The sequence below is a fragment of the Legionella pneumophila subsp. fraseri genome (genome assembly GCF_000586315.1).
Classification (GTDB): domain Bacteria; phylum Pseudomonadota; class Gammaproteobacteria; order Legionellales; family Legionellaceae; genus Legionella; species Legionella pneumophila_B.
Genome location: NZ_JFIM01000016.1, coordinates 79,868 through 103,612, shown reverse-complemented (window position 1 = coordinate 103,612; position 23,745 = coordinate 79,868). Strand labels below are relative to the sequence as shown.

Genomic DNA, 23,745 nt, shown 5'->3' with positions numbered 1-23,745 from the left:
GATCTTCTCGTTTATTTTAGAACACATCAGTCTTTTTTTCTTATCTTTATAAAAAGCGATTGGCAACAACTTTCCAAATAAGTCCCAGGGCAAGTAAACTGATTCCCGTTATCCATACCCCAATCGGAACCCAAAACGCCAGGAAAAGACAGGATAACAACCCTCCGATGGCGAACAGGGGTGAATACAATTGCTCCTCTTTAGGCAAACGCAAGGCAGCAAGATTAGTAATTGCGTAATAGATTAGCACTGTAAACGCACTGAATGTCCATGTTGTTTCAACACTACCAGTCAATACCAGAGCAATAATTACAACTCCAACTCCAATGACAGCAAAAACAGGAACATGTTTTATTTCTGATACATAGCAAAAAATCTTCGGTAAATCGCCTTTTCTACCCATAGCCAAGGCCACACGAGATAAGCCAAGTATTAAATTGAGTAATACCCCTAACATGGCCGTGCATGCCCCGATGGAAATTAAGACATTCAATCCAGGGATACCAATAGCTCGTGCTGCGCTCTCCAAAGGAGTTGCGTTTGTTTCAGTCACTTGAGCCAGTTTTTCAACCCCCACAGCCCCAATGGCAACAAGGCTCACCAAAATATAAAGTATTGCACTAACAATCAGAGTGATAATAATAGCTGCAGGAATAAATTTTCTTGGATTTTTAACCTCTTCCGCTAATGTTGCAATTCTCCCATAACCGGTATAAGCCACAAACATTAAAGCGGTAGCATAAAAAAAATGGCTTAATCCTTCCTGGTTTGATACGGGAAAGAAGGGCTTCAAATTAACCGTTCCCCACTGGAGGAAATCAGGTAATCCTCCTATTATAAAAACGGTTAAGGTTACTAACGTAATCATTACAATAACAATATTCACTGTGTTTGTTCTTCTGAGCCCACTTAAGACTAAAAGTATTAATATGATAGACACTATCAAAGCAATAGGTATGATAGGTACTGTCTCTAAACCTGACAGGTGAATGAAATAACCGGCAAACCCAAGTGCTGCCGTTGCAGCGGAAGCACTCTTCGCGCATAAAAACATCCAACCGGCAGTGAAACCAAAAGCAGGATGTAAATAACGATATCCGTATTCATAAGTACCTCCACTAACAGCATGATTTGCGGCAAGTTGAGCGCTGGAAAACGCATTACAGGTAGCAACAAGTGCTGCCAAAGCAATAGCAAGAATGACGGATGGTCCTGTGACACCCGCCGCAATTCCGATGCTGACAAAAACACCCGTGCCGACAATAGATCCAAGCCCCATCATCGTAGCGCCGAATAGAGTGAGTTCACGTTTCAAAGGCTTATGCTTGATATCCATATCCATCTTTTTTATTTCCTATTAATAAATATCTTTGCTGTTTTAACAGGTATTCACAATTAACGTGTTAAGAATATTGGTTTTTTTAATATGGCCAATCGATAATTGCCTACTTTATTAAAACCAATTGCCTGGTAAGCTCGTACGGCGGCTTGATTATTAGTAAATAATACCGCTCGACTCACTCCACTTTTTTGGGCTGCACTAAGACTAAGCGCAACAACTGTTCGAGCATACCCTCGCCCCCGCAACGTAACTGGTGTCCATACCGGTCCAATTTGGACAATATCCGGTAATCTTGCGTTAAAACCGCATAGCGAGACAGGGATACCGTTCTCCTCTAAAACCCAACGATCATTGCCTTCGAGAGTACTTTTCACTTCACTCTCTACGTGCTCTTTTAAAATTGAACTGCCCTCTTCAGCACCTAAGGCTTCGATTTGATAAGCTCTAATCCATTCATATAATAAACATTTATCACAGTCTTTGGCGACTTTCAGTTGATATCTGTCTTGATTATCAGGCATTGCCAGATTCTGTAAATTAAGCGCGTATAACCCATCCGGGTAATTCACGGAATAATCTATGTGTTTGAGCTGAAGGTGTTGAATAACTACGTCGGCTTGCTGCTCTTCACCCAGAATACCTGCAATTTCTCTGGTCACACTTTTTTGAAAAATGTCCACTAGAGCTCTTAATACATTGAAATCAGGGCACTGCACGATTATATTGCCGTTCCAATAATGGGCTAATACGCCAGTAATCTTTTTGGTATCGTCAAAAGAAGCAAAATACTCACCATGAAAAGGTTTATCATGATAAGACAACCCAGAATGATAAAGATTACTACGTAAAAACATACTCTCATCCATATGGGACTTTAAAAAAATTTCCAAGTTGGCTTCGTCACCTGCTCTTAATTGCCTGATATTCATCATTTGCTTTCTATCGTATGGTTTTGCTCATAGCTCCTGCTTGCCTGCTCCAATTTATCTATGTTATTGCTGCAAATATAGTTTTTTAACAAATTAAATTTGGCTTCACTCCAGGAATAAATACTTAATGCCAGAATTCGTTCAATCACATCATCTGCAAATCTTTTTCTAACTAGTTTCGCAGGATTTCCAGCAACAATGCTATAGGGCTCCACATTTTTGGTGACAATACTGTTTGCTGCCACTATTGCTCCTTCGCCAATAGTAACACCAGGCATAATAACAGCACGCATCCCGATCCAGACACCATCCTCAATAATAGTATCGCCTTTGCCCTGATAAGCATCTACATATTTGTCAGCAAAAGGATACAAACAAAACCAGTCCGCTCGATGATTATGGTTTCCTCCCAACAGGATTATCGCTTCAGCAGCAATGCAGACATAATCTCCAATGTATAGTTGGTCGATCGGCCATTGTGGTTGCCAGGTTTTTAAACTGTATTCATCTCCATAAAGATACCGAACGACGGTTTCTTCAAAACTGCCAGTCCATGCGTCGCTGTAATAGCTGTGTTTACCTTTGATATGAATGTTGGGATTTTTCACGCTTTGATGTAGATATTCGATTTTAGACCAGTGCTTTTCATCCGCAGGTTTCATGCTTTGCTCATTTCGGAATTTAAATGATCTCATTGTATATTATTATTCTCACAATTTTCTAATGTTTAATTAGGGTCTGTTAACATTTCGCCCGCTTGAATCGAAAAAGCTTGGTTTTCGAGCACCGTAGCGGAGCATACATAGAAGCATGTGAGTAACGGGGTACAGAAAATCATGGCTTTTTAGCCAAGACAGTAGAAATATCAACAGACCCTAAGTATGCACTTCATCCAATCGATGACATGAGAGGAGTCATCTGAAAGACCCTGACACACCATTTGCGAGCCTGAGCCCACCTTCTATCACTTCTCTTATTTATTAGCTCATTGAGAAAGAAGAGGACTTGATATATTGCCAGCTCTCACAAGTTCTAATAAGAACCATTTGATGGCTCTGCAGAAAAGCACTAACATCCTTGATGGCTGCATCCCCCTGATTGATGGTAATTCCAGGAATCTTTGCAAGTTGTTTAAGCAAATAATCCGCCGGGTAGTTTTGGGCTGTTCCCGCAAGTTTTGATGTCCAAATGGCCAGGTTATGTTCCGGATAGTAAAACCAAACAAAAGGATGAGTGTCACAAAATATATCTGTAAAACAAATTTCCTTTACCGTTGTTTTATTTGTAGAAGTACTTACAGGAAGCACGCTTAATGTTGTTCCTGCTTTTTCTTCGTTACTTTTTTTATTTTTTTTGGCAAAGAAAGGAAAACAGTTCATCATCTATTCCTTGTTCTGGCACCTCAATTCCTATTAGTCAGATAAACATAACACATCTGGAACAACTACTACAATTGATCACCTATCTGAGCTAGAATCACCAAGCCATGAGCAATAAAACCGTTTATTTATAAACAAACCAGGAATTGTCTTTCTTGGTTTGAGCGAGACTAAAAATTCAATTTATTTTCTTAATCTAAGGATAAGATTTATGAAGCCAACTAACAACATGCGGAAAAAAGAGACTAACGAGCTGGATTTAGAACAAAAACAAAAGGAAAAAAAAGGAGACAATGCCCCCGATTTTATTCCTGGCGCCTCACCCTATTATAATCTTTATTGTTTTTTTTATAGACTTTGCCATAGCGAAGAGACACCCAAACAACATCAACCTGCTACTTCCTTTCAGCATGGGAAATAAATTTCTTTTGACATGATTAGAAGCTGCCGGGATTTGATAACAATCTATGTTCAGGGAATCATACGTTATGGCTCCCGGAAATAAGTCTTTAAAGAAAACCGGCTATATTTTTAACTAAAGCCCACATGCTAAAGCAACTAATAAAACTCAACCATTCCAAAAGTTATTGCAACTACTATCGTAATTAGCGGAAATTTGAAATAGACAAATTGTAGCTTGCCAAAAAAATGGATTAATTTATTTATATTTAATTCAGTCCAATTTGTTTTTGTTCGGATTCCGAGAGTTAATTTATTGGTATCATCTTTATTCCAAAGGGGCTCTGCATGAGTATGAAATAAATAGTCCCATAACGTTAATCCTGAAGTATAATTTCTTCTGCATTCATCTTGAGTATGATGCAACACATGATATCTCGGAGTAATAATTATTCGAGATAGTGCTCGCTCAAGTTTAATATTCAGACCAATGTTGCTGTGTCCCCAGAATACTAGAACCGCTTGAATAAAATCGGAGATTAGTAAGACAAAGAAATAAGGACCTAACAACATAATCAAAACTATTTTTAAAACATTGAATAAAACATATTCAATGGGATGAAATCTAAAACTTGTTGTTACGTTAAGTGATTTGTCGGAATGATGTATTTTATGAAAATACCATAAGGAAGTAGCATGACTTAGGCGATGAAATAAGTACACGAACAAATCATACATTATGAACCATAAAATAAAGGCAAGCCAAAAGGGCATCTTCAGCACATTAAATAATCCTATTTGATAATATTCACAACAGGCCGCCACAGTTAAAGTGCTAAGAGGAAAAGCAACTATAATATTAACCACTCCCAGACACCAATTACTGATTCTACGCTTTCGAATTCCTGCTTTGCCTAAATGATTATAGCTAAAGAAATATTCAAGAAGTACCATCAAACCAACAAGTGTAAAAAATAAAAAAGCTCTGGTAATGGCATAAAAATCTAAATCTAAAGAATCCATAGCAAAACCTTAATAAATCTGGTTAAACACAAAGAAAAACAAGCAATCCCCTTGGTGCTTACTCCTTAGCTTATTAAGTTATGTTAATTATCTTGACTAGAATAGTGTGTTTGTGCATCTCACTATATGTAGATAACTATAGCACAAAAAGCCAATAATATTGGGGAAAAGAAAGCCAAGCGAGCAAGAACAGTAAATTTTTAATACTATCTGTACTTGTTTAATTATCTACATTACAATCTCGCACTCAGGTTATTTTTAAATAATCTGAGTAACGCCAGTTTTATGTATGTAATGCAGTTGCATTTTTATAAGGATAATAATTTATGAAACGAGTACATCATCACCCTGCAACACACTCTCACCCATCAAATACTACTGTTCAAATCAGCAATGGACAACACACTGTCGTTGTTAATCCGAACCCACCTTATTTTCCAGGCCAATTGCCTATGTACCATCCCAATAGTTTTTTTACAACTCATCATCATTCACCCTATTACGCATCCCAGCATCAACATTATCATCAACAACCAGCACCAAATACTCATCAACACCCATAAATGATGGTAACTATTAATAATCAGACTATTACTTTTTAAGAATTTAGACTGAACAATAAGTAATAACTGGCTTCTCTGGTTATTACTTATTTTGCCCCCACGCTTTTTTGACAAAGGACTTTATGGAAAGTTTGGTTTCTATTATTCTTGAAAAACGAAACAATCAAATGGACAGCCATGGTTAGCTATTTATTTTCAGAAGTACATTTTACCCATGCTCTAAAGAAAGTACTTGGAATTAGTGTTTTGGTTGGTGTTTACAGCGCCATTATTTATTTTTGGTTTGAGCAAGTTAACTTGCATTCCAGTAACTGGCTATCCTATTCGCAAAGTGTATTTGGCATCATTTTAGGATTGCTTCTGGTTTTTAGAAGCAATCGGGCTTATGAGCGTTGGTGGGAAGCGAGAACTCTGTGGGGCCAATTAGTCAATGCCAGTCGTAATTTAGCAATAAAAATCAGGGTGTTGTTATTGCCTAATGCCGATGAAGCCAAAAAATTTTCTGAACTCATCAACACGTTTTGCGAGGTATTAGCTATCCATTTGAGGCAAAAAAGTACTCGTGATGACTTTAAAAAATTTTTAACAATGGCAAATCTTCCCAGTCATGTACCTTCTTATGTTGCCCAGGAGCTGTATCGTGAGCTTTCTGACAAGACGAAAGCGTCAAAAAGATTGAATCTATGGTTGTTGGATAACGAATTTAGCAAATTTATGGATATTTGCGGTGGTTGTGAGCGCATAAAAAATACATTTATCTCTCTTTCATTTCGAGTTTTTGTAAAACATGTATTTATTATTTTTATCCTTTTTTTACCTTGCAGTCTAATCGATACACTTGGAGTTTGGGCAATACCTGCTACCATTATTATCACCTATTTAATTATAGCTATAGAAGGAATTGCCCGAAATTTAGAGGAACCATTTGGTTTAACAGAAGATCACTTAAACCTTGGCGCAATAACAGAAAGTATTAGAGAGAGTGTCAATGAAGTCTTACTAGGACAGAAATCCAATGAAGAGTCTGGACTTGAAAACCGTCCTTAAGTATTCTTAGAATCCAATGTAATTGAATTGGTTTATACTTAATAAAAATTTCTACTTTAAAGGGGAGTCATTACAATGGAATGTAAATGCAATCAATGTGGTATGGGTGTAAAAAATTTAACCTGCAGTAAATGCGATGCATTGCTGGTTAGCGGCACCATAGTCAAAAATGACGGAAATAAAGTTCAAGTAGCAAAATGCCCCAATGGATGCGGTCAAATCAAATCACCTGTTTGCTGCGGTCATGATATGGTGTGCTCCATTTAAGTCAATTTAATTTAAGGACTCTATAATAAAAACGAATTGGTCTATTCTCGTTATTGTACTAAGAAATTAGAGCAATTGAGGCCTATGATTGATCATTTTTATATTTCTCAACTGGCAAAAGAGGTAAAAATCTTTTGCCTTGCAAAATTTATCAATAAGAAATTGAAATGGAACTGGAATGTCTAAAAATTTTTTATATGCCTGTGAATTAATTACTGGATTGGGTTATACCGTCTATCCATACTATAAACTTGACGCAATTTATTACTTTTTAGATAAAACGAATATAAACCAAGATCAGCCCATAACCGTATTTCCTAAAATAATGCATGGTGTTAACCTACAATCCTTAATAGTTTAATGGATCCGATAACTCACGGTGCTTTAGGAGCTGCTTGCGCACAAGCAACTTTTGGAAAATACAGCAAGAAAATCCCTTGGCAAGCAGGTGCTTTAGCAGGGATGGCTCCAGATTTGGATGTTTTTATTCGTTTTAGCCAAGAACCATTGAGCCTTGAGCAATGGCACCGTTATCTTACGCACTCCTTAATGTTTATCCCAATTGGAGGCCTGGTAATTGCACTGTTTTTATTGTGTTTTTCACAATATAGACAATATTGGAAAGTAACTATTGGAGCCTCTATTGTTGGTTATGCAACTCATTGTTTATTGGATGCATTGACTTCTTACGGCACCGTTTTGTTTTGGCCGTGGAGCGATAGTCGTATTAGTTGGGATATCATTTCCATTATTGATCCCGTATTTACTCTGCCTCTATTATTGGGGACAGCCTGGTCTGTCATCTATCAAAATCAAAAAGCAGTAACAATGAGCTTGTTTTTCTGCATTTTTTTTCTGATTTATAATACGATATTACATAACCGAGCTTTAGATGGCATTCATCAATACGCCACGGCTAATAGTCTCAAATTAAACCATGCACGTGCTCTGCCTAAATTGGCCAGCTCTACTGATTGGCGCATCATCGCCAAACAACAACATTGTCTAATTATCGCAGAAGCAAAAACCTCTCTTTTCTATCCAACCACAATCAGGCTGATTCGACAGGCTTTAAGCTTTAATGAATCAATGATTCCTTTCACTTTGTCATCCGGACAAAAAAGTGATTTGGCGACATTTCAGTGGTTTACCGATGGATTTCTAATTGTTGCCAATACAAATCCATTAATCCTCGCAGACGCAAGATATACGATAGATGACAACCCCATATTCTCACTCTGGGGAATAGAGATATTGCCAGGGCAAGAGCATATCAATAAATTGAGCTTGCCTAAAATCAATGAATATTGTAAATCGCCAGATAGGCAAAGCTATCTATAAGGAGGACAGACCAAACTAGAAACAATTCCAATTAATAAACTCATTTTTTAGTTTTTTCAAAAACAACATAAGAATCGTAAATAAATAAAGATTTAAATTTATCCCAAAATTGTTTGCCACAAATAAAAAAGCTTAAAGCAAACATAGTGGTCCATACGATTTCTATCCAATAATAATAACGTCCATAAGCTAAGGTAATTTCTTTTACAAAGACCTCCAGCAACCCTATAACAAGTGGGAAGGCAAAGAAAACCAAACCTAAACGATAACGAGCTCTTGAGACTTTTTCTTTAAAAAGGATATTTTTAATTTTTTGCTCGATAAAGCCATACGCTTCTTTTCCAAGTAAAGCGATAGCTAAAACTATCAAAATTTCTGGGAGACCAAACACTAATATTGAAGATAGAAAACCCTTTATCAGCACCGAGAAATTGGATTGCACAATGAACGGGATCAGCAAAGGACAAACTATCGCCAAAATTAAAAGAATAATACCTAGATAAAAACGGAACCGAAATTTCAAGATGGCTACTCACACTATTTATCTCACCTATCAATAGTAATCCAGAAGAAGATTGAATATCTACAAAATGAATAATTAATTCCTGCAATTTTTTCATCCGTTTTCTCCCCATACCCACCGGACACCATGACATTCGACTCTATGATTTATACAGATCTTTTATCGTATTTATTTTACAAAATGTCATTTTATTGTTATCAAAATAATACTTTTTGTTTATAATGTTGACAACTTATTTAAGGAATGATTATGGCCGCTACAATTCCCCATATTGAAACAATTACTTTTACCGACTGGTTCCTGACAATCATTGACACTCCAGGCATTCCCATCAATGAAATTGAAACAAGAGTAGCTGAAGGCTTTAAGAGAAAATTGACAGAACGGCAATTTCAACAATTAACCGAATTAATCCATTTAATCAGTTTCATTAAGCACAGGCGTCTCTCCAATCCTACCTTGGCTCTCCGCATCTATGTTGATGAAAATACGAGCTCTCTATCAAGAACCGCATTGATTGATGCAGTCAGGATGCTTCCACCAAAAGATAATAAAACCTATGAGTTGGTATGCTATTTGGCTCAAAAAAATAAACTGGAACGATATACAAACATAACGAAAGTCCCTCCTCTGCAATTTTATCAGGGGGATGGCGTATTTGAGCAATACGATGAATGGATTCTTCTTTTTGAACTGTTCGGGTTAACCCAGGTAACACCCAATGATTTAATTCCTGCTATTGCTCATTTATTAATTAGCAACAATCTTGGCATCCCTGAGCTTAAAGCACTTTCAAAATTCATAGGCACTACGGATAAATTAGGCATATTAAGCCAAGGTTTTATGGAAAAAATGACTCCTCATTTGTGTAATGGGCAAATCATAGAAAAATATGAGTCATTCTGGCTTAAATTACAAAGTAACGACTTGTTAACCGAGGAAATGCTGGAAACAATCTATCCACTACTTAAACAACTAGATGCTCTTGACGCTTTTTTTTCTCTCTATCATGAAGAACTATTGCACAGCAGCGCTCTGTCTTTCCTGAGAGAAACTTTGCCATCCTTTTGCGCAATGAGCCTCCCTAGTAAAGAAAATTATGACGACGAGATACCAACAAACACGCCTTTGCATCTGGCCGTTATTGAGGGTAACAAAACGAATCTGGAACGAGCGTTAACCTTTGCCAACCGCAATTTACTAATAACATGCTCTTATGAAAATACAGCACTTTTATTAGCCTGCAAACTTGCTGATAAAGAGGCAGCCCGATTAATTTTGGCGAAAATGCAAGAATTAGGTTGTGCTGTCAATCAAAGAGATCATCATGGCATGACTGCCTTGCATTGGGCTAATTTTTATCATTTTGATGAGCTAATCAGGGAGCTGGAGATTGCGGGGGCGGCTCCCCAATTAAAAGCAGCCAATGGAAAAACCTGTGAGTATTTCTATCAACATCAATTCACCTTGAAAGATTTAAAATTAAATGGCAAAGAAATCATTGATGGTGAATTCAAATTAAGTGATTGCGCTCTAACGGATATTGCTTTCCATATGGATAAAATAGCCTTGAATTTAAAATTAACAACACCATCTGAGATTGCAGAACTGTACGCAAGAGATGAGATGGCACAAATTCGTTCAAGCAACCGGTTCTATTTGTTTTTTAAATTATTCCGACCAAAATTAATTGCCTGGTTAGACAAACAAAATGAGCTGGAACAGCAAACTATTCATCATGTATCGGCTCACAGTTAATTCGTACAGCATCATCAGCTTTATCAATTAGCAAGCATTGCAATCTGCCTTAATTTTGTTAAGGATAAGGTAGGTTGCTTAAAAACAACCTAACTGACCTTTTATTTTGCTAAAATGAGGCTAAAATAATAAATAACTATATAAAAAGGATCTTTAAATGGTTCGCCTCAGAATTTATTTATGTTCTTTGCTCTTGGTTATTCCCTTTTATAAAGGGTATGCCCTGACTTTGACCATAGGCACCTTGTCTTATAATCCTCCTTTTGAAATTCAGGTCAACAATTCTTCCAAGAAAAATGAGTTTTATGGTTTTGAAATTGAACTTATGGATGAGATTTGCAAACGCATCAATGCAAAATGTCAATACAAGCCATTATTATTTGAACAAATTTTATCGGAAGTTAATTCCGGCGCAATCGATTTAGGCATTGGAAGCATTAATATTACGCCTGAAAGAAGTGAGCGATTTTTATTCAGCCTTCCCTACAAAGCCAGCTATCACCAGTTTCTTGTGCCATCTAACTCGAATATAAAAAAAATTGACGATCTTAAAGGAAAGACTATAGGAATTCATTTAGGTTCACCTACTGCCGATTATTTAATCGGTCTATTTTAACAATAATATTCAATTTAAATATTATCAAACATTCATGGATTTGCTTAATGGACTGACTGATCCACAAGTTAGCGCAATAATAACGAATAGCGATCAAGCGCAATACTGGGTGTCGAATACACCTGACTGTAAGTTATTGGGAGACAGTTTTCCTTTTGGAATAGGATTTGCGGTTGTCGCCAGATTAGATCAAGCTGCACTTATTGAAAAAATCAATCAGGCATTAATTGCTATTGAAAATGATGGAACCTACATTAAAATATATAATCTTTACTTTCAGCCTTAAGTACCATTTAAACAGACAAATGACTTAAACGCTTAATAAATCTATTGATTTTTGCCTATAATCTGGAGAACAATAAAAAGGCAATATCATTCTATCAATATTATAAAGATATGACTCTCAGCTATTTTATAAAAAAATGGAACGCTAAAATAAAAAAACCTATTGGCAAGAGCTTCTCAAACCTCATGCACTATAAGCTTATAAGTCCTTTAAAATAATGAATTACCAGCATTCCTTTAGTTTAAAGAAAAAGTTTCTGTTCGCTTTTTCTATTTTGTTTATTGTACAAATGTTCACTTATGCTCCTGTCAGAGCATCAACAAGAGATACTCAACTATGGACTCTTATGAACGCGGTAGGACCAATCAACAAACAGCATCGCAAAATACGTTATTGGCTCGAAATACAAGAGAGGATTGGTGAAAATATTTCACAACTCTCTCAACAGCTATTACGCCCAGGCTTGGGATACGAACTCTGGCCTACTACAACCATCTGGCTCGGATATGATAGAATCTATACAGCGCAACCATTTGCCAACCCTCCTGTAAATGAAAATCGAATTTGGCAACAGTTATTGTGGAGCAAGGAGTATACTCGCTTCAGGCTTACGGCCCGTTCGCGTTTGGAAGAACGCTTCATCGAAAGAGCTATTCATACCGCCTGGCGTTATAGACAATTACTTAAAACCAGTATTTTTATCCCCAAACATCCTAAATACGCAGCAGTGATTAGTGATGAAGCTTTTTTTCACCTGAATGATTTTAATCTTCAACGTAATCAAGGCTTTGATCAAAACCGTTTATTTCTTGGCTTAGGTTATAGAACCAGTAAAAACAGTACGATAGAAATTGGGTATCTCAATCAAATGATTAAGCGAGTAAATAGTCCCGACTATCGTGGAGACTATTTATCTATGGCTCTATTATTAACGGAATAAGGAAACAGTCGTCTCCCGCAAACTATTGAGTTCCAGGTAGGGGGCTGATCTCTTGCAATTAAGTAGAACAAACTGCTTGTAATTCTTGATCACCCAAGTTAATCAGATTAATCTGAGTCCCTGATTCTGCACTAACCGAGATGCTGCTATTATTTTTTATTGTAATAGAAGTTCCCTGACCAGTTGAAAGACTTTTACCATTTACTTTACCATTGTTCTTTAAAACGATGATTTTTATTTTACCATTAATCTGCGTGCTACTCTGCACGTTACAAGTCGCATTCAAAGTCCATAAAGTACTATTTTTTAGCGTCTTGGTTTCGTTAGGGCTAAGTCGTATCGTTTTTTGAGCATAAGTTGGGAAGCTTAATAAACCAATTGAAATACATATCAACAAAGCAAAAAATTTAGGCATTCTACTTTCCTTCTCCAGAATCCAGGATATGATTATTTTGTTACAAAATGTATACATTATATGCAATTTTGCTTAAGGTTTTATTACGGCTTTTTATAAACCATTTTTTGAAGTGTCCAATTAAGCAATCAACTCTCATGGATAAATTGATTTAATTGATTGGCGATCTTTTCCTTTTTAGCAAAAGAAGAATCATACGTTGTTACAAAAGGAAGAGGCGGCTTATCCTTTAGAGTGATGGCAAGTCTACAAGTTTTCGCGCCTCTACTCCCAATCGACTCTTCGACTATAATTTTATCTACATCAGAAAACGATAATTTGGTTTCCTCTGTCTTAAATAATCCCTTTCTTTTGATTACAATTGTTTTTAATATTCTGTCAAAATCAATGATAGCCCCTCTAACGGTAAGCAAAAAAACACCTACCACCAGAAAAAAGCCGGATAACCCATACATCCACCAAGAGGCTGGGTAACTCACTTTAAAAGTCGTTTCCAAGCTATTGCTTATATAGTTGTTAATCCTATTCGCAACAATGTCCTTGTCGCTTCGGCCGCTGGAACTACTCCCCGTAAGATTGACTGAACCTTTATCCGTTAACAAATCGATATAATAAAGCGTATTTCCTTTGCTTGAACGACTGCTTTTAACTACGGCTGCCTTTAAATCCCCCAAGTCGGTACTGGAATGATATAAATCATAAATATTGCTTTGTAAAACACACTCCTTAGCCAAATGATACTCTTTGTTTTTGCAAACGAGAGTGTACTCCATCATTAGAATAAGGATTGTAAAAAGACTTGCTACAAGAAACAAAACTGCGAATAGATATATAGGCCACATGCTGATGATTAGGCGCATCTTGTTTGTGCTGATAGAGTGTAGTTTCATTTCATATTATTGCTAATAACTTATTTTAAATATAGCAACAACTTTCGATTATATGTAATGGTTAATACCATTAGTCAACGTGAAAACCATTCCATAATGACCAAAACAAAACCATAAAGGGGCTATTTTTCTACTAAATGCTATTTTTTGCCACAAATAAATCTGGCTTTTAAAAAAAATATGTTATTCTTTCCAACATCACTGATTCGTACTTAATCAAAGTGGCGAATTTATTTTTTATCATTTAACAAAAGACTTTAAATATGGGATGGACTGATCGATTTTGGAATGCGTATCGCGTGGTTACTAATACCGTAATCGAAGGTGCGGCAAACTCTTTAAATGCAGCGGGCTCACTAGCCTGTATGGTCGGAGGCGCTGGGGTCTCTCTCTCTTACTCCATGTCTGAAACGATAAAAGCAGGATACTTCGGATCAGTTGGAGTAGCTGGCACAGTTAATTTGGATGTGACTGCAGTAGAATTTAATTATGGATTTAATCAAACCATTCCTTTTCGCAGAGATTTACTGGAAAAATCCGGCGGTGGCAGCTATGCATTGAATGATTTTGCCAATCCAGGCACTATTTTTATGATCAGTTCTCTGGCTATTCTTTCCGGGACTACCTTAAGGACTTTTGGTGCCAACCTTAAAAAATGGCAACAAAACAGAGAAGACAAATATCACTTTAATTCCAGGTACAGCACTGACTTAGAACCACCTTCTTACAAAGAATATCTGTATGTCAACGCAGAATCCTTTTGTAATTCTTTGGCAATCGCTTCATTTAGCAGTCTTTTAGCAAAAAATGTTCTGGATTTCTCAATCAAGGATTTATCGCAATATCATTTCACTTATCCTTTTAATGGAACAAATATAACTGGCTCAGTGAAAACGCCTGATTATACTGGCCCAGTTACATCAGAATTTTTCCCCCTTGATTTTTTTGTGTCTCAAAATACAACCATCCACACAGATTATTTAAGCCTGTTGGTCAATGAAAAAGTGAAAGCCAATGCGATGACCAATGTCACTTATGGTGGAGGAGTGCTTTTAAAGCCCAGCCATCAGTCAAGCGCCCCCCTTCTGGCAGCAACTACAAGTATTGGTATCAGCACCTATTTGGCAGGCACTTTTTTTGGCAAGAAAGTCTTGCGAGAACGTGATGAAAGGCTTCAACGTTCAAGATCATCGAGCTATTCCATAGTTTCAGGCACTTTTTGGGATAATAAGAATGACATAGAGGCAAAGGGCGATGAAAAACATGAACACGCCCATTCATTGCAGTAAAGAATGGCCTAAATCTCCTTCATGTAATATATTGCAATGAATAAAAATGAAATGGAGTTTTTCATGATATTTAAATCAAGGCTAGCTGGCGTTATTTTATTGTGCTTTTCAAGTGTTAGCGGGTGGTGTCTGCCTCAGTCTTATAAGGAGGATAGAATCATTGTGTCAAACTGCCTTTATGAGCAACTAAAAGACAAAGCCAGGTTAATTACCCAATCTGATCACTTTAGCTTCATTGCCATTTCCATTGATGACAATATTGCCAATACTCTACAAAAAATGAGACCGGTATGCGGACATTACCTTAATGCTGAGCCCTATATCAAAAATATCTACAATGGTTTCCTTGATTCGCAAAAATTATTGGATAAACTGACCCGCCACCACCCCATTCCACCCGCAAACCCTTACCCTATTAATCATGAAGCACAAGTCCATGGTTTGTTCGATCAAATTGATCCAGCCAAAATATGGCAGACCAATCAACATTTAACCAGTTATATCAACCGCTCTGCCAAATCCAGGACAGGAGTAGACGCTGCACAATGGTTTAAACAGCAATTTGATACTTTGGCCCAAGATTACGGAAGAAAGGATGTGGATAGCTACTTTGTCAAAACGGGTAATAAATATATACAACCCTCAGTCGTCACAGTGATTGGAAAAGATAAACCAGGTGAAGCAATTGTTGTAGGAGCGCATATTGACACACTGGACGGTAATATGCCTGGCGCCGATGATGACTCTAGCGGAATATCCGTTGAACTTGAAATGGCAAGAGTTCTCTTTTCATCGGATTTGGAGCTCAATAGACCCGTTTATTTTATCGCTTATGCTGCTGAGGAAAGAGGGCTTATTGGCTCTGGATATGTAGTACAAGATTTTTTACAGAAAAATACTCCAGTGAAGGCAGTAATGCAATTAGACCAGGCAGGATACAGAGCCAACTCCAAAGACCAAACGATTTGGCTATTAAAGGATTATGTAGACAAAGGTTTGACTGAATTTACTGCACAATTATTAACACACTATGTCAAAATTCCTGTTGGCTACACTAAGTGTGGTTATGCCTGCAGTGATCACGTGAATTGGACCTATGAAGGTTTTAAAACCACCTACCCATCTGCTACTACTTTAGACGATGATAATCCTTATGTTCATACCTCAGATGATACTTTGGACATTCTGAATCTGGAACATATGGTTAATTTCACTAAATTAGGCCTGGCCTTTGTAGCAGAGCTTGGTTTAAATTAGCGATGAAAATAGATGAAAATAATATAGAATTCATACCAATTTAATGGTGCTCTGCAATTGGAGTTTATTAATGAAAACAGAAGCCTTGCTTAGATGGTTAAACATAGAAAACAATGAATCCTATGATTCTATCAGAAGAAAGTATCAACAAAAACTTGAGGCCTTAGAGAAAGAAGAACGCATTAAAAAAATGGGGGGTATTAATCCTTTTGCTCCTAAAATACCCCCTAATAACACCCAGATAGTTACTGCCAAAGAAATACAAGAGGCATGGGCTGCTATTGACTCTCAAAGCAAGTACCAACAATTCAAAGGACTGGCGCCTCAAGAAGAGAACTTGCCCACATTTTCTAACAAAAAAACGGATAGCTATAGTGAAAAACCGAAGCTAAACCATTTTGTAAGAGAACGTCCGCAAGGCCCCCACGGAAGGCGCTTGCCTGCTCATTTACAAGCTAAAGTTACAAGGACACCTCTGGACAAATCTCGCTGCAGACCAATGGCTAAAGAGACCGAGCAACACGTTAATGTATTTTTAGACCAAACCACCTTGTCAGTGAATGACTTGCAATTTGCTGTTTATACGGCTGTGCAAAATTATACGAATTACCACACGAAATCCGAAAATAAAAATAATCCCAAATACAATAGAGGACAAGGAGATGGCTATTTCAGTTTTTTTCGTCATGGAAACTTTGGAATCACTACAGCCAATAATCTATATACTTCTATCAGCGCAAAAAATGCTACGATGGATGAAACCATAGAAAGATTAAAAGATTTTTTAGGCCACTCCTCCAGGGCGTATCATCATCATTCCTTCACATCCTACCTGGCTGATGCACTTGCTGAAAAGGGATTATTAACATCGCATCCTGCCAGCCGGTATAAGCAAGAAGACGTGGTGAAGCAACTTGAGCAATGGATAGCACAAAATTCATCTCTTAATCATTTAAAATCATAATAACAAGAATATCCTGCTGTTTTTTGCACCTGAAGTAAAAACAAATAAGTTAGTACCAGCCATCGACATCCGTGCCTAATTTAAAGAATAGGCACCCTTTCATGCTTATTCACTAAATAAAGCAGGACTGACGAAAAACCCCAATCTCATTGTTAAAAAAAGTTTTTAATGCAGTCAATTAGTTTATTCTAAACTCCCTCATCAAAAATATTTTTTGCCTCGACCCTGCGGTTTTTCATAAGTCCTGACAAAAACTTATCTCCACTTAAAGGTTTGGAAAAATACTATCCCTGTACCATATCACAGTTCATTGAACGCATTAATTCCAATTGTTCTGCCGTTTCTATTCCTTCAGCAATAACCGACAGTTTCAGATTGCGTGCCATGGCTATAATACTATTAATCAAACTTAACTCATTATGATTTGTATTTACACTTTGAATAAAAACGCGATCAATTTTTAAACTTTTGAATGGATAGGATTTAATATACTGCAGGAAAGAATATCCTACCCCAAAATCATCCAAAGAAAAATGAATACCCATATCACTTAATTTGTTTAATTGAGATAAAATGAATTTTGAATCATCAATAAATGCAGATTCTGTAATTTCAAAAATTAGAGAATCTGCAGATAATTTCGTCCTTTTCAAAATTTCTTGTACCTTATTAATAAAATCCTTTTGTTTTAATTGTAAGGTAGAGATATTCACTGCTACTTTTATCTTGCTGCTGGTAATAAATTGCCACTCTTTCGCTTGCGTACACACCTTATCCAAAATCCAATAGCCTAATGGAATAATCATCCCGGTCTCCTCAGCCAAGGGGATAATCTGGTCAGGAGTGATTTGACCTAAGGTTGTGTTTTGCCAACGTAACAAGGCCTCCGCAGCGACTACCTTGTTTTCTTTAAGCTCAATGATCGGTTGGTAACAAATATATAATTCATTACGTGTTAGCGCCTGATATAGCTCCGTCTTAATACGAATATGGTTATTTGCCTCCTCAACCATGGTATTTTGAAATACTGTCCAATTATTTTTACCCCGCATCTTACTCTGATACATGGCTGTGTCTGCATTACGCATTAAAGTTTTGGCATCCTTGCCATGATAAGGATATATTGCAATTCCTATACTTGTAGACACCAGTAATTCTTGTGATTCAATTACAAAAGGTTGAGAACAAACTTCTCGACATTTTTTTGCGATACTTTCAGCATCGGTATCTTGCATGATGTTTTCTAAAATCATCATGAATTCATCACCACCTAACCGTGCAATCGTATCGGTTTGCCGTACAACAGATAGGAAACGTTCTGATAACGCTTTCAATAGTGAATCACCAACCGCATGTCCCAAGGAATCATTAATCTGTTTAAATTCATCCAAATCTAAAAACAGCACCGCCAATTTTTGATTGTTGATGTGGGATTTTGAAATGGCTCGTTCCAATTTGTTAACCGCATAGAGACGATTAGGAAGATTGGTTAAATTATCAAATGTTGCCTGGTATTTTAACATTTCCTCATAGCTTTTCTTCTGAGTCACATCTTCCATAACAGCCAGATAATGAGTTATTTCTTCATTATCATTGCGAATTGGAGAAATAATTGCTGATACCCAAAAATGCTCTCCGGATTTGTTTTTATTCAGCAACTCACCATGCCACTCTTCCCCATTGGCTAATTGTTCCCACATGGTTTTATAAGTTTCATGGGGTGTTTGGCCTGATCGTAAAATTCTTGTATTTCCCCAAATCAATTCTTCCTTGCGATAACCGGTTTGCTCTATCACTTTTGCATTGACATACTCAATAGTTCCCGTTTTATCAGTTATTATGACTAAAACAGGGCTTTGCTCTAAAGCTCGTGTTAACTTTCTTATAGTCGCTTCAGAGCGTTTTTGAAGTGTAATATCCCTTACTATAGCCAAAACCAATTTCTCACCAGTCGCATTAAAAACCGCTAAACGAACGTCAACAGGAAAAATTGTGCCATCTTTCCTGCGGTGCATCCCTTCTATGTTAACAGGCCCCTTTTGCACATCCTCCCACAACTGATTTAAACTTTCCTGCGAAAATCCCACTTCAATATCCCAAACATAGGAATTAATTAACTCCTCCCGACTATAATTCAAAGACAAACAAGCTGCTTCATTCACCTCCAGAAATGCTCCCTGCAAATTATGAATAAAAATACCATCCGATACAGCGTTCATCAGATTTCGATATCGTTCCTCGCTAATTTTTAGTTGATTGAATCGATGTACTTGTTCAGTAATATCTTGTTTAATGGCTATATGCCGGGTAATTCTCCCTAACTCATCATCCATCACAGGAACTATGATGGTTTGCGCGATCCAATAGCTGCCATCCTTTTTTCTTGAGCGTATTTGCCCCTTCCATGTACTCCCTGATTTAAGTGTTTGATTTATTTGTTCAAATAAATGAACGTCTTCGACCGGTGAACGCAATAAGGACGCCACCGTTTTGTTCATCGCCTCATGAGCATTATACAAAGTGATATTCTCAAAAGCAGGATTAACATATTGAATGACAGCTTCTTCATCAGTTATTTCGACAGAGTCGCCTGCTTTTTCCAAAATAGTGGTCAGCAGCTTTTCCCTTTTTTTACTCATCAATTTGGCTAAAGACAGATTTAATACACCCAGAATATCTTTAAAAAAAGGCATTAGTGTTTCAAAATTAAAATTAATAGACTCAAACCAGAAACTAATACAAAATAAATTACCTTGATAATTATCTAGGCAAATATCGATACGCTGCTTTGATTTTTCTTTAGAATGCTTCTTGAGCTTTGTCTTATTTGTTTTTAAAAAGTGCCAATCCGACACTTCAGTTAAAAATTTCTCTAATTCATGTTGCGCATCAAATATTAATCCATTAGAAGCCATAATATTGATATGACTGCCGTCATAATGCCAAATCGCTGTAATTGTATCTTTTAATAAGGGATGCTTACCAAGTAACTTTAACCCACGCAAACTTAAAGTATGTAATGTATTTTCATCGTAACTCAGTTCAATCATTTGGCTTACTAATCTTCGTTCCAACTGGTTAAGATGACTTAATGGACTTGGCCTTTTAACCTTCCTCATTTTATCCATCGTGTGCTAATTTAGATGTGTGCGCATCATTTATGTATAATAAAGCTTAGGATCTTATCGCGTAATAATCAAAATAAGCGCACCAAATATGATCACTTAATAACTTCATCATAATTCACAAGCAGCGATATTAAACAACCTTATAAAATTTAATTGACTAATGACTTCAAACTGCTCACCAATCAAGTTAACATAGAGATCCAACACTTTATTTAAAGTATCCATGCGAACATCAAGCTTCCTAGATGGGTTAATAGGTGAAGTCGATAGTGCGCTTCGAACTCTTGTTTTGCCAAAAAAACGTATTACAGCGCGCCAATCCCCTGCTGAGAACCTTGCTGACACCGTGCTTTCCAATGAGGAAAGGAAACATATTTCAGGATTAATGAGAGTCAATCATACCGGAGAAGTATGCGCTCAAGCGCTTTATCAAGGACAAGCTCTAACAGCACGGCTGACTCACATCAAAGAGCAAATGGCTAATGCTGCGGCCGAAGAAGTCGATCATTTGGCCTGGTGCGAAGAACGATTGTATGAATTAGGCAGCAAACCCAGTCTTTTAAATCCCATCTGGTATTGCGGTTCTGTTCTATTAGGTGCCTTGGCTGGATTGGCTGGCGATAAAATCAGTTTGGGATTTGTTGCTGAAACAGAGCGCCAGGTAACAGCTCATTTACAAAGACATCTTCATTATCTCCCGGAAAAGGATAAAAAATCAAAAGCCATATTAGAAAAAATGCAAGAAGACGAAGAACATCATGCGAATACAGCCATGGAAGCTGGAGCAGTTGAACTTCCCTATGTTATTAAACAATTGATGAATGCTGTATCAAAATTAATGACTCAGAGTAGTTATTATATTTAACAGGATATGATTACATATGGACTACAATACGATATTCATTCTATTTGTCATCTTTGTTGCCTTCGTATTTGATTTCATTAATGGATTTCATGATGCCGCCAATTCAATTGCAACCATAGTCACTACAGGTGTTTTAACGCCAAGACAAGCTGTACTATGGGCTGCTTTTTTTAACTTCATTGCTTTCCTGATTTTCAATTTAACTGTAGCCCAAACAATAGGCTACGGTCTAATCGATACTGATCTGGTAGATACTTATTTTATTTTAGCAGCCTTGATGGGAGCGATATTCTGGAATTTAGTGACTTGGTATTATGGACTGCCATCAAGTTCCTCTCATGCCTTAATTGGTGGATTGGCCGGTGCGGCAATAGCCAAGGGAGGCCTATCTTCCCTCAAGATTACAGGTTTTGCCAAAGTGGCGGCAGGAATATTCGTATCTCCTGTTCTAGGATTATTGATTGGCTTATTATTTACTCATATTTTCACTTTGTTTCTTAGACATAAGAACGAAGAAGAACTGAATACATTATTTAAAAGCTTTCAACTGATTTCTTCAGCACTATTAAGTATCACTCATGGAGGTAATGACGCACAAAAAACGATGGGAATCATCGCGGTATTACTTTTTTCAGCATCTTGGCTTGATGGTGTATTTTATGTGCCATTTTGGGTCGTCATTTCATGTCACGGGGTAATTAGTCTGGGGACTTTAGCTGGAGGCTGGAGAATTGTGCATACGATGGGAACTAAAATTACCAAACTTAACACACTGAAGGGTTGTGCCGCTGAAACAGGAGCTGCCATTACCATTTTCGCCGCAACAGAATTTGGAGTCCCTGTCTCAACTACCCATACGGTCACGGGTTCCATTGCAGGAGTTGGGTTAATCAGTGGAATAGGTGGCGCCCACTGGAAAGTTTTACGAAGGATATTCTATTCCTGGTTGCTTACCATCCCAGCAGCAGCATTAGTTGCTGCTGCCATCATGACCATCTCACCAACTGTTTAGATTATAACCTTATTCAGCGGCACAATCCCCTTCAACACTTAATGCACTATTTGTCCTGCTAAATGCAAAATAGACCACTATACCAACTAGCATCCAAATCATAAAACGCAATATCGTTACCCATGGCAAATTCAAAATCAAATAAAAACAGCTTATTATACCTAATACAGGAACATAAGGCATAAAGGGAGTTTTGAATGGCCTTTCCATATCAGGATGGGTTCGCCTTAAATATAAAACACCTCCACAAACAATAATAAAGGCAAACAAGGTGCCAATATTTACTAACTCCGCCAAAGTACCAATAGGAGTCACTGAAGCGAGAGCTGCCATTAATATACCGCATAACAATATAATTCGAACTGGTGTTTTAGTCTGTTCATTCGTTTTTGATAAGAACCTTGGCAATAAACCATCCCTTGACATCGCTAAAAACACCCTGGTTAATCCATAGAACAGGACCAACATAACTGTGGTTAAACCAGCAATTGCACCCACACCGACCAGTCCAGCTGCTGTTTTATAACCCAAGACAAGCAGAACATGACTGATTGGTGATGAAACGTTAAGAGTAGTGTAATGGGCAATTCCGGTTAATAAACCTGAAACCAGAATATATATCACCGTACAAATAGCCAGAGAGGCGATTATCCCTATAGGTAAGTCTCGTTGTGGATTAATGGCTTCTTCGGCGGCAGTAGAGACAGCATCAAACCCCACGTAGGCAAAAAAGATGATTGAAGCACCTTTCATTACACCAGCCCAACCATATGGCATGAAAGAAGACCAATTTTCAACCTTGACCTCACCAAATGCGATCACTATAAAAATAAAAATAACCAAAAGCTTAACAAGCACCATGATATTATTAAATCGAGAACTAGACTTCACACCAATAATTAATAATGTAGTTAAAACGGCGATGATCGAAATGGCTAAAATATTGAGATCGCCGCCGTCAGCAGGGCCGTGTAATAAATGAGTTGGAATAAATATTTTCAGAGCCATTAAAAAATCATTGGCATAACCACTCCAGCCGATAGAAACAGCCGATACAGCAATAGAATATTCCAATAACAAATCCCATCCGACGATCCACGCGATTAACTCACCAAATCCTGCGTAAGCATATCCATAAGCACTGCCACAACCTCCTATGCTGGCAGCCAATTCAGCATAGGATAAGGCTGCAAACGCGCAAGCAAATCCGGCAACAACATAGGAGAATATCACGGCTGGCCCAGTGAGAGTGGCAGCAACTATTCCTGTCAGAACAAAAATACCAGCACCTATAATCGCACCCACTCCCAAAAAGGTAAGGTCAAATACATTAAGGCATTTCGCCAAATGTGATTCATTATCTAATGATCCTTTTATATCTTTTTTACGAAACAAGTCCATGATAGTATGCTCTCAGGTTTATTTTTTATTGTTTATTTCAGAAATTTAAGTTATCAATAAACATAAACTCCGGTTATCTTCCATCTAACAAAACCTTACACAACTCAACTC

At 37.3% G+C, this 23,745-nt stretch carries 24 protein-coding genes; 14 read left to right on the top strand and 10 right to left on the bottom strand.

Translation table 11 applies throughout. The features are described 5' to 3' along the window. Window positions 1–46: 46 nt before the first annotated feature. The 4 genes from CC34_RS0105520 to CC34_RS0105505 form a co-directional block, all read right to left on the bottom strand. Window positions 47–1,342 (bottom strand): APC family permease, encoded by a 1,296-nt coding sequence (locus tag CC34_RS0105520; RefSeq protein WP_027228338.1) that lies wholly within the window; start codon window positions 1,340–1,342, stop codon window positions 47–49. Between the two features lie 53 nt (window positions 1,343–1,395). Next, window positions 1,396–2,274, bottom strand: a complete 879-nt coding sequence (locus CC34_RS0105515; protein ID WP_027228337.1) for a GNAT family N-acetyltransferase — start codon at window positions 2,272–2,274, stop codon at window positions 1,396–1,398. Beyond that, entirely contained in the window at window positions 2,271–2,933 is a 663-nt protein-coding gene (locus CC34_RS0105510) for a CatB-related O-acetyltransferase (RefSeq protein WP_027228336.1), read from the bottom strand. Before CC34_RS0105510 ends, CC34_RS0105515 begins: the two co-directional genes overlap by 4 nt. 318 nt (window positions 2,934–3,251) lie before the next feature. Continuing rightward, window positions 3,252–3,650, bottom strand: coding sequence for a hypothetical protein (locus tag CC34_RS0105505; RefSeq protein ID WP_027228335.1), 399 nt, complete (start codon window positions 3,648–3,650; stop codon window positions 3,252–3,254). A gap of 211 nt (window positions 3,651–3,861) precedes the next feature. On the opposite strand from CC34_RS0105505, the gene CC34_RS0105500 reads away from it, so the two are divergent. After that, window positions 3,862–4,071: a hypothetical protein gene (locus CC34_RS0105500; RefSeq protein WP_027228334.1), complete on the top strand. Its 210-nt coding sequence runs from the start codon at window positions 3,862–3,864 to the stop codon at window positions 4,069–4,071. Window positions 4,072–4,208: 137 nt separating this feature from the next. Here CC34_RS0105500 and CC34_RS0105495 read toward each other — a convergent pair whose 3' ends face one another. Next, the gene (locus CC34_RS0105495) at window positions 4,209–5,072 is read right to left on the bottom strand and encodes a sterol desaturase family protein (protein ID WP_027228333.1); all 864 of its coding nucleotides are present in this window, start codon (window positions 5,070–5,072) and stop codon (window positions 4,209–4,211) included. A 326-nt stretch (window positions 5,073–5,398) separates the two neighbouring features. Between CC34_RS0105495 and CC34_RS0105490 the strand changes: the two genes are divergently transcribed. From CC34_RS0105490 to CC34_RS0105465, 4 genes are all read left to right on the top strand, one after another. Further along, window positions 5,399–5,635: a hypothetical protein gene (locus CC34_RS0105490; RefSeq protein ID WP_027228332.1), complete on the top strand. Its 237-nt coding sequence runs from the start codon at window positions 5,399–5,401 to the stop codon at window positions 5,633–5,635. A gap of 177 nt (window positions 5,636–5,812) precedes the next feature. Further along, complete coding sequence (locus CC34_RS0105485) at window positions 5,813–6,682, top strand: bestrophin family protein (protein WP_027228331.1); 870 nt, start codon at window positions 5,813–5,815, stop codon at window positions 6,680–6,682. Between the two features lie 75 nt (window positions 6,683–6,757). After that, window positions 6,758–6,949 (top strand): hypothetical protein, encoded by a 192-nt coding sequence (locus CC34_RS0105480; protein WP_027228330.1) that lies wholly within the window; start codon window positions 6,758–6,760, stop codon window positions 6,947–6,949. 360 nt (window positions 6,950–7,309) lie between these two features. After that, window positions 7,310–8,290 (top strand): metal-dependent hydrolase, encoded by a 981-nt coding sequence (locus tag CC34_RS0105465; RefSeq protein WP_027228328.1) that lies wholly within the window; start codon window positions 7,310–7,312, stop codon window positions 8,288–8,290. A gap of 40 nt (window positions 8,291–8,330) precedes the next feature. Here the strand turns inward: CC34_RS0105465 and CC34_RS0105460 are convergent, their stop codons facing one another. Further along, window positions 8,331–8,750 carry a hypothetical protein gene (locus CC34_RS0105460; RefSeq protein ID WP_229309779.1) on the bottom strand — a complete coding sequence of 140 codons (420 nt, stop codon included), beginning with the start codon at window positions 8,748–8,750 and terminating at the stop codon, window positions 8,331–8,333. 306 nt (window positions 8,751–9,056) lie between these two features. On the opposite strand from CC34_RS0105460, the gene ankQ reads away from it, so the two are divergent. From ankQ to CC34_RS0105445, 4 genes are all read left to right on the top strand, one after another. Continuing rightward, on the top strand, window positions 9,057–10,571 hold the full coding sequence (gene ankQ, locus CC34_RS0105455) for a Dot/Icm T4SS effector AnkQ/LegA10 (RefSeq protein WP_080272226.1): 1,515 nt from the start codon (window positions 9,057–9,059) through the stop codon (window positions 10,569–10,571). Window positions 10,572–10,728: 157 nt separating this feature from the next. Beyond that, window positions 10,729–11,187, top strand: a complete 459-nt coding sequence (locus tag CC34_RS1000000117675; protein WP_261341535.1) for a transporter substrate-binding domain-containing protein — start codon at window positions 10,729–10,731, stop codon at window positions 11,185–11,187. Between the two features lie 34 nt (window positions 11,188–11,221). After that, window positions 11,222–11,473: a type 2 periplasmic-binding domain-containing protein gene (locus CC34_RS1000000117670; protein WP_261341536.1), complete on the top strand. Its 252-nt coding sequence runs from the start codon at window positions 11,222–11,224 to the stop codon at window positions 11,471–11,473. A gap of 217 nt (window positions 11,474–11,690) precedes the next feature. Beyond that, a complete protein-coding gene (locus CC34_RS0105445) occupies window positions 11,691–12,413 on the top strand; it encodes a DUF2490 domain-containing protein (RefSeq protein WP_027228324.1) in 723 nt (240 codons plus the stop codon). A 58-nt stretch (window positions 12,414–12,471) separates the two neighbouring features. Here the strand turns inward: CC34_RS0105445 and CC34_RS0105440 are convergent, their stop codons facing one another. Both CC34_RS0105440 and CC34_RS0105435 read right to left on the bottom strand, forming a co-directional pair. After that, a complete protein-coding gene (locus CC34_RS0105440; protein ID WP_027228323.1) occupies window positions 12,472–12,828 on the bottom strand; it encodes an S-Ena type endospore appendage in 357 nt (118 codons plus the stop codon). A gap of 128 nt (window positions 12,829–12,956) precedes the next feature. After that, complete coding sequence (locus tag CC34_RS0105435) at window positions 12,957–13,718, bottom strand: PH domain-containing protein (protein ID WP_027228322.1); 762 nt, start codon at window positions 13,716–13,718, stop codon at window positions 12,957–12,959. 263 nt (window positions 13,719–13,981) lie between these two features. Between CC34_RS0105435 and CC34_RS0105430 the strand changes: the two genes are divergently transcribed. From CC34_RS0105430 to CC34_RS0105420, 3 genes are all read left to right on the top strand, one after another. Continuing rightward, a complete protein-coding gene (locus tag CC34_RS0105430) occupies window positions 13,982–15,007 on the top strand; it encodes a hypothetical protein (protein WP_027228321.1) in 1,026 nt (341 codons plus the stop codon). Window positions 15,008–15,070: 63 nt separating this feature from the next. Further along, entirely contained in the window at window positions 15,071–16,264 is a 1,194-nt protein-coding gene (lapB, locus tag CC34_RS0105425; protein ID WP_027228320.1) for an aminopeptidase LapB, read from the top strand. Between the two features lie 70 nt (window positions 16,265–16,334). Further along, on the top strand, window positions 16,335–17,228 hold the full coding sequence (locus tag CC34_RS0105420) for a hypothetical protein (protein ID WP_027228319.1): 894 nt from the start codon (window positions 16,335–16,337) through the stop codon (window positions 17,226–17,228). A 284-nt stretch (window positions 17,229–17,512) separates the two neighbouring features. Here CC34_RS0105420 and CC34_RS01000000116180 read toward each other — a convergent pair whose 3' ends face one another. Further along, window positions 17,513–20,347, bottom strand: coding sequence for a sensor domain-containing protein (locus tag CC34_RS01000000116180; protein WP_050598197.1), 2,835 nt, complete (start codon window positions 20,345–20,347; stop codon window positions 17,513–17,515). A 232-nt stretch (window positions 20,348–20,579) separates the two neighbouring features. Between CC34_RS01000000116180 and coq7 the strand changes: the two genes are divergently transcribed. After that, window positions 20,580–21,221 carry a 2-polyprenyl-3-methyl-6-methoxy-1,4-benzoquinone monooxygenase gene (coq7, locus tag CC34_RS0105405; RefSeq protein ID WP_028378395.1) on the top strand — a complete coding sequence of 214 codons (642 nt, stop codon included), beginning with the start codon at window positions 20,580–20,582 and terminating at the stop codon, window positions 21,219–21,221. Window positions 21,222–21,237: 16 nt separating this feature from the next. Then, on the top strand, window positions 21,238–22,233 hold the full coding sequence (locus CC34_RS0105400) for an inorganic phosphate transporter (RefSeq protein ID WP_027228317.1): 996 nt from the start codon (window positions 21,238–21,240) through the stop codon (window positions 22,231–22,233). 9 nt (window positions 22,234–22,242) lie between these two features. On the opposite strand, the gene CC34_RS0105395 is transcribed toward CC34_RS0105400, so the two are convergent. Beyond that, complete coding sequence (locus CC34_RS0105395) at window positions 22,243–23,634, bottom strand: amino acid permease (protein WP_027228316.1); 1,392 nt, start codon at window positions 23,632–23,634, stop codon at window positions 22,243–22,245. Between the last annotated feature and the right edge of the window lie 111 nt (window positions 23,635–23,745).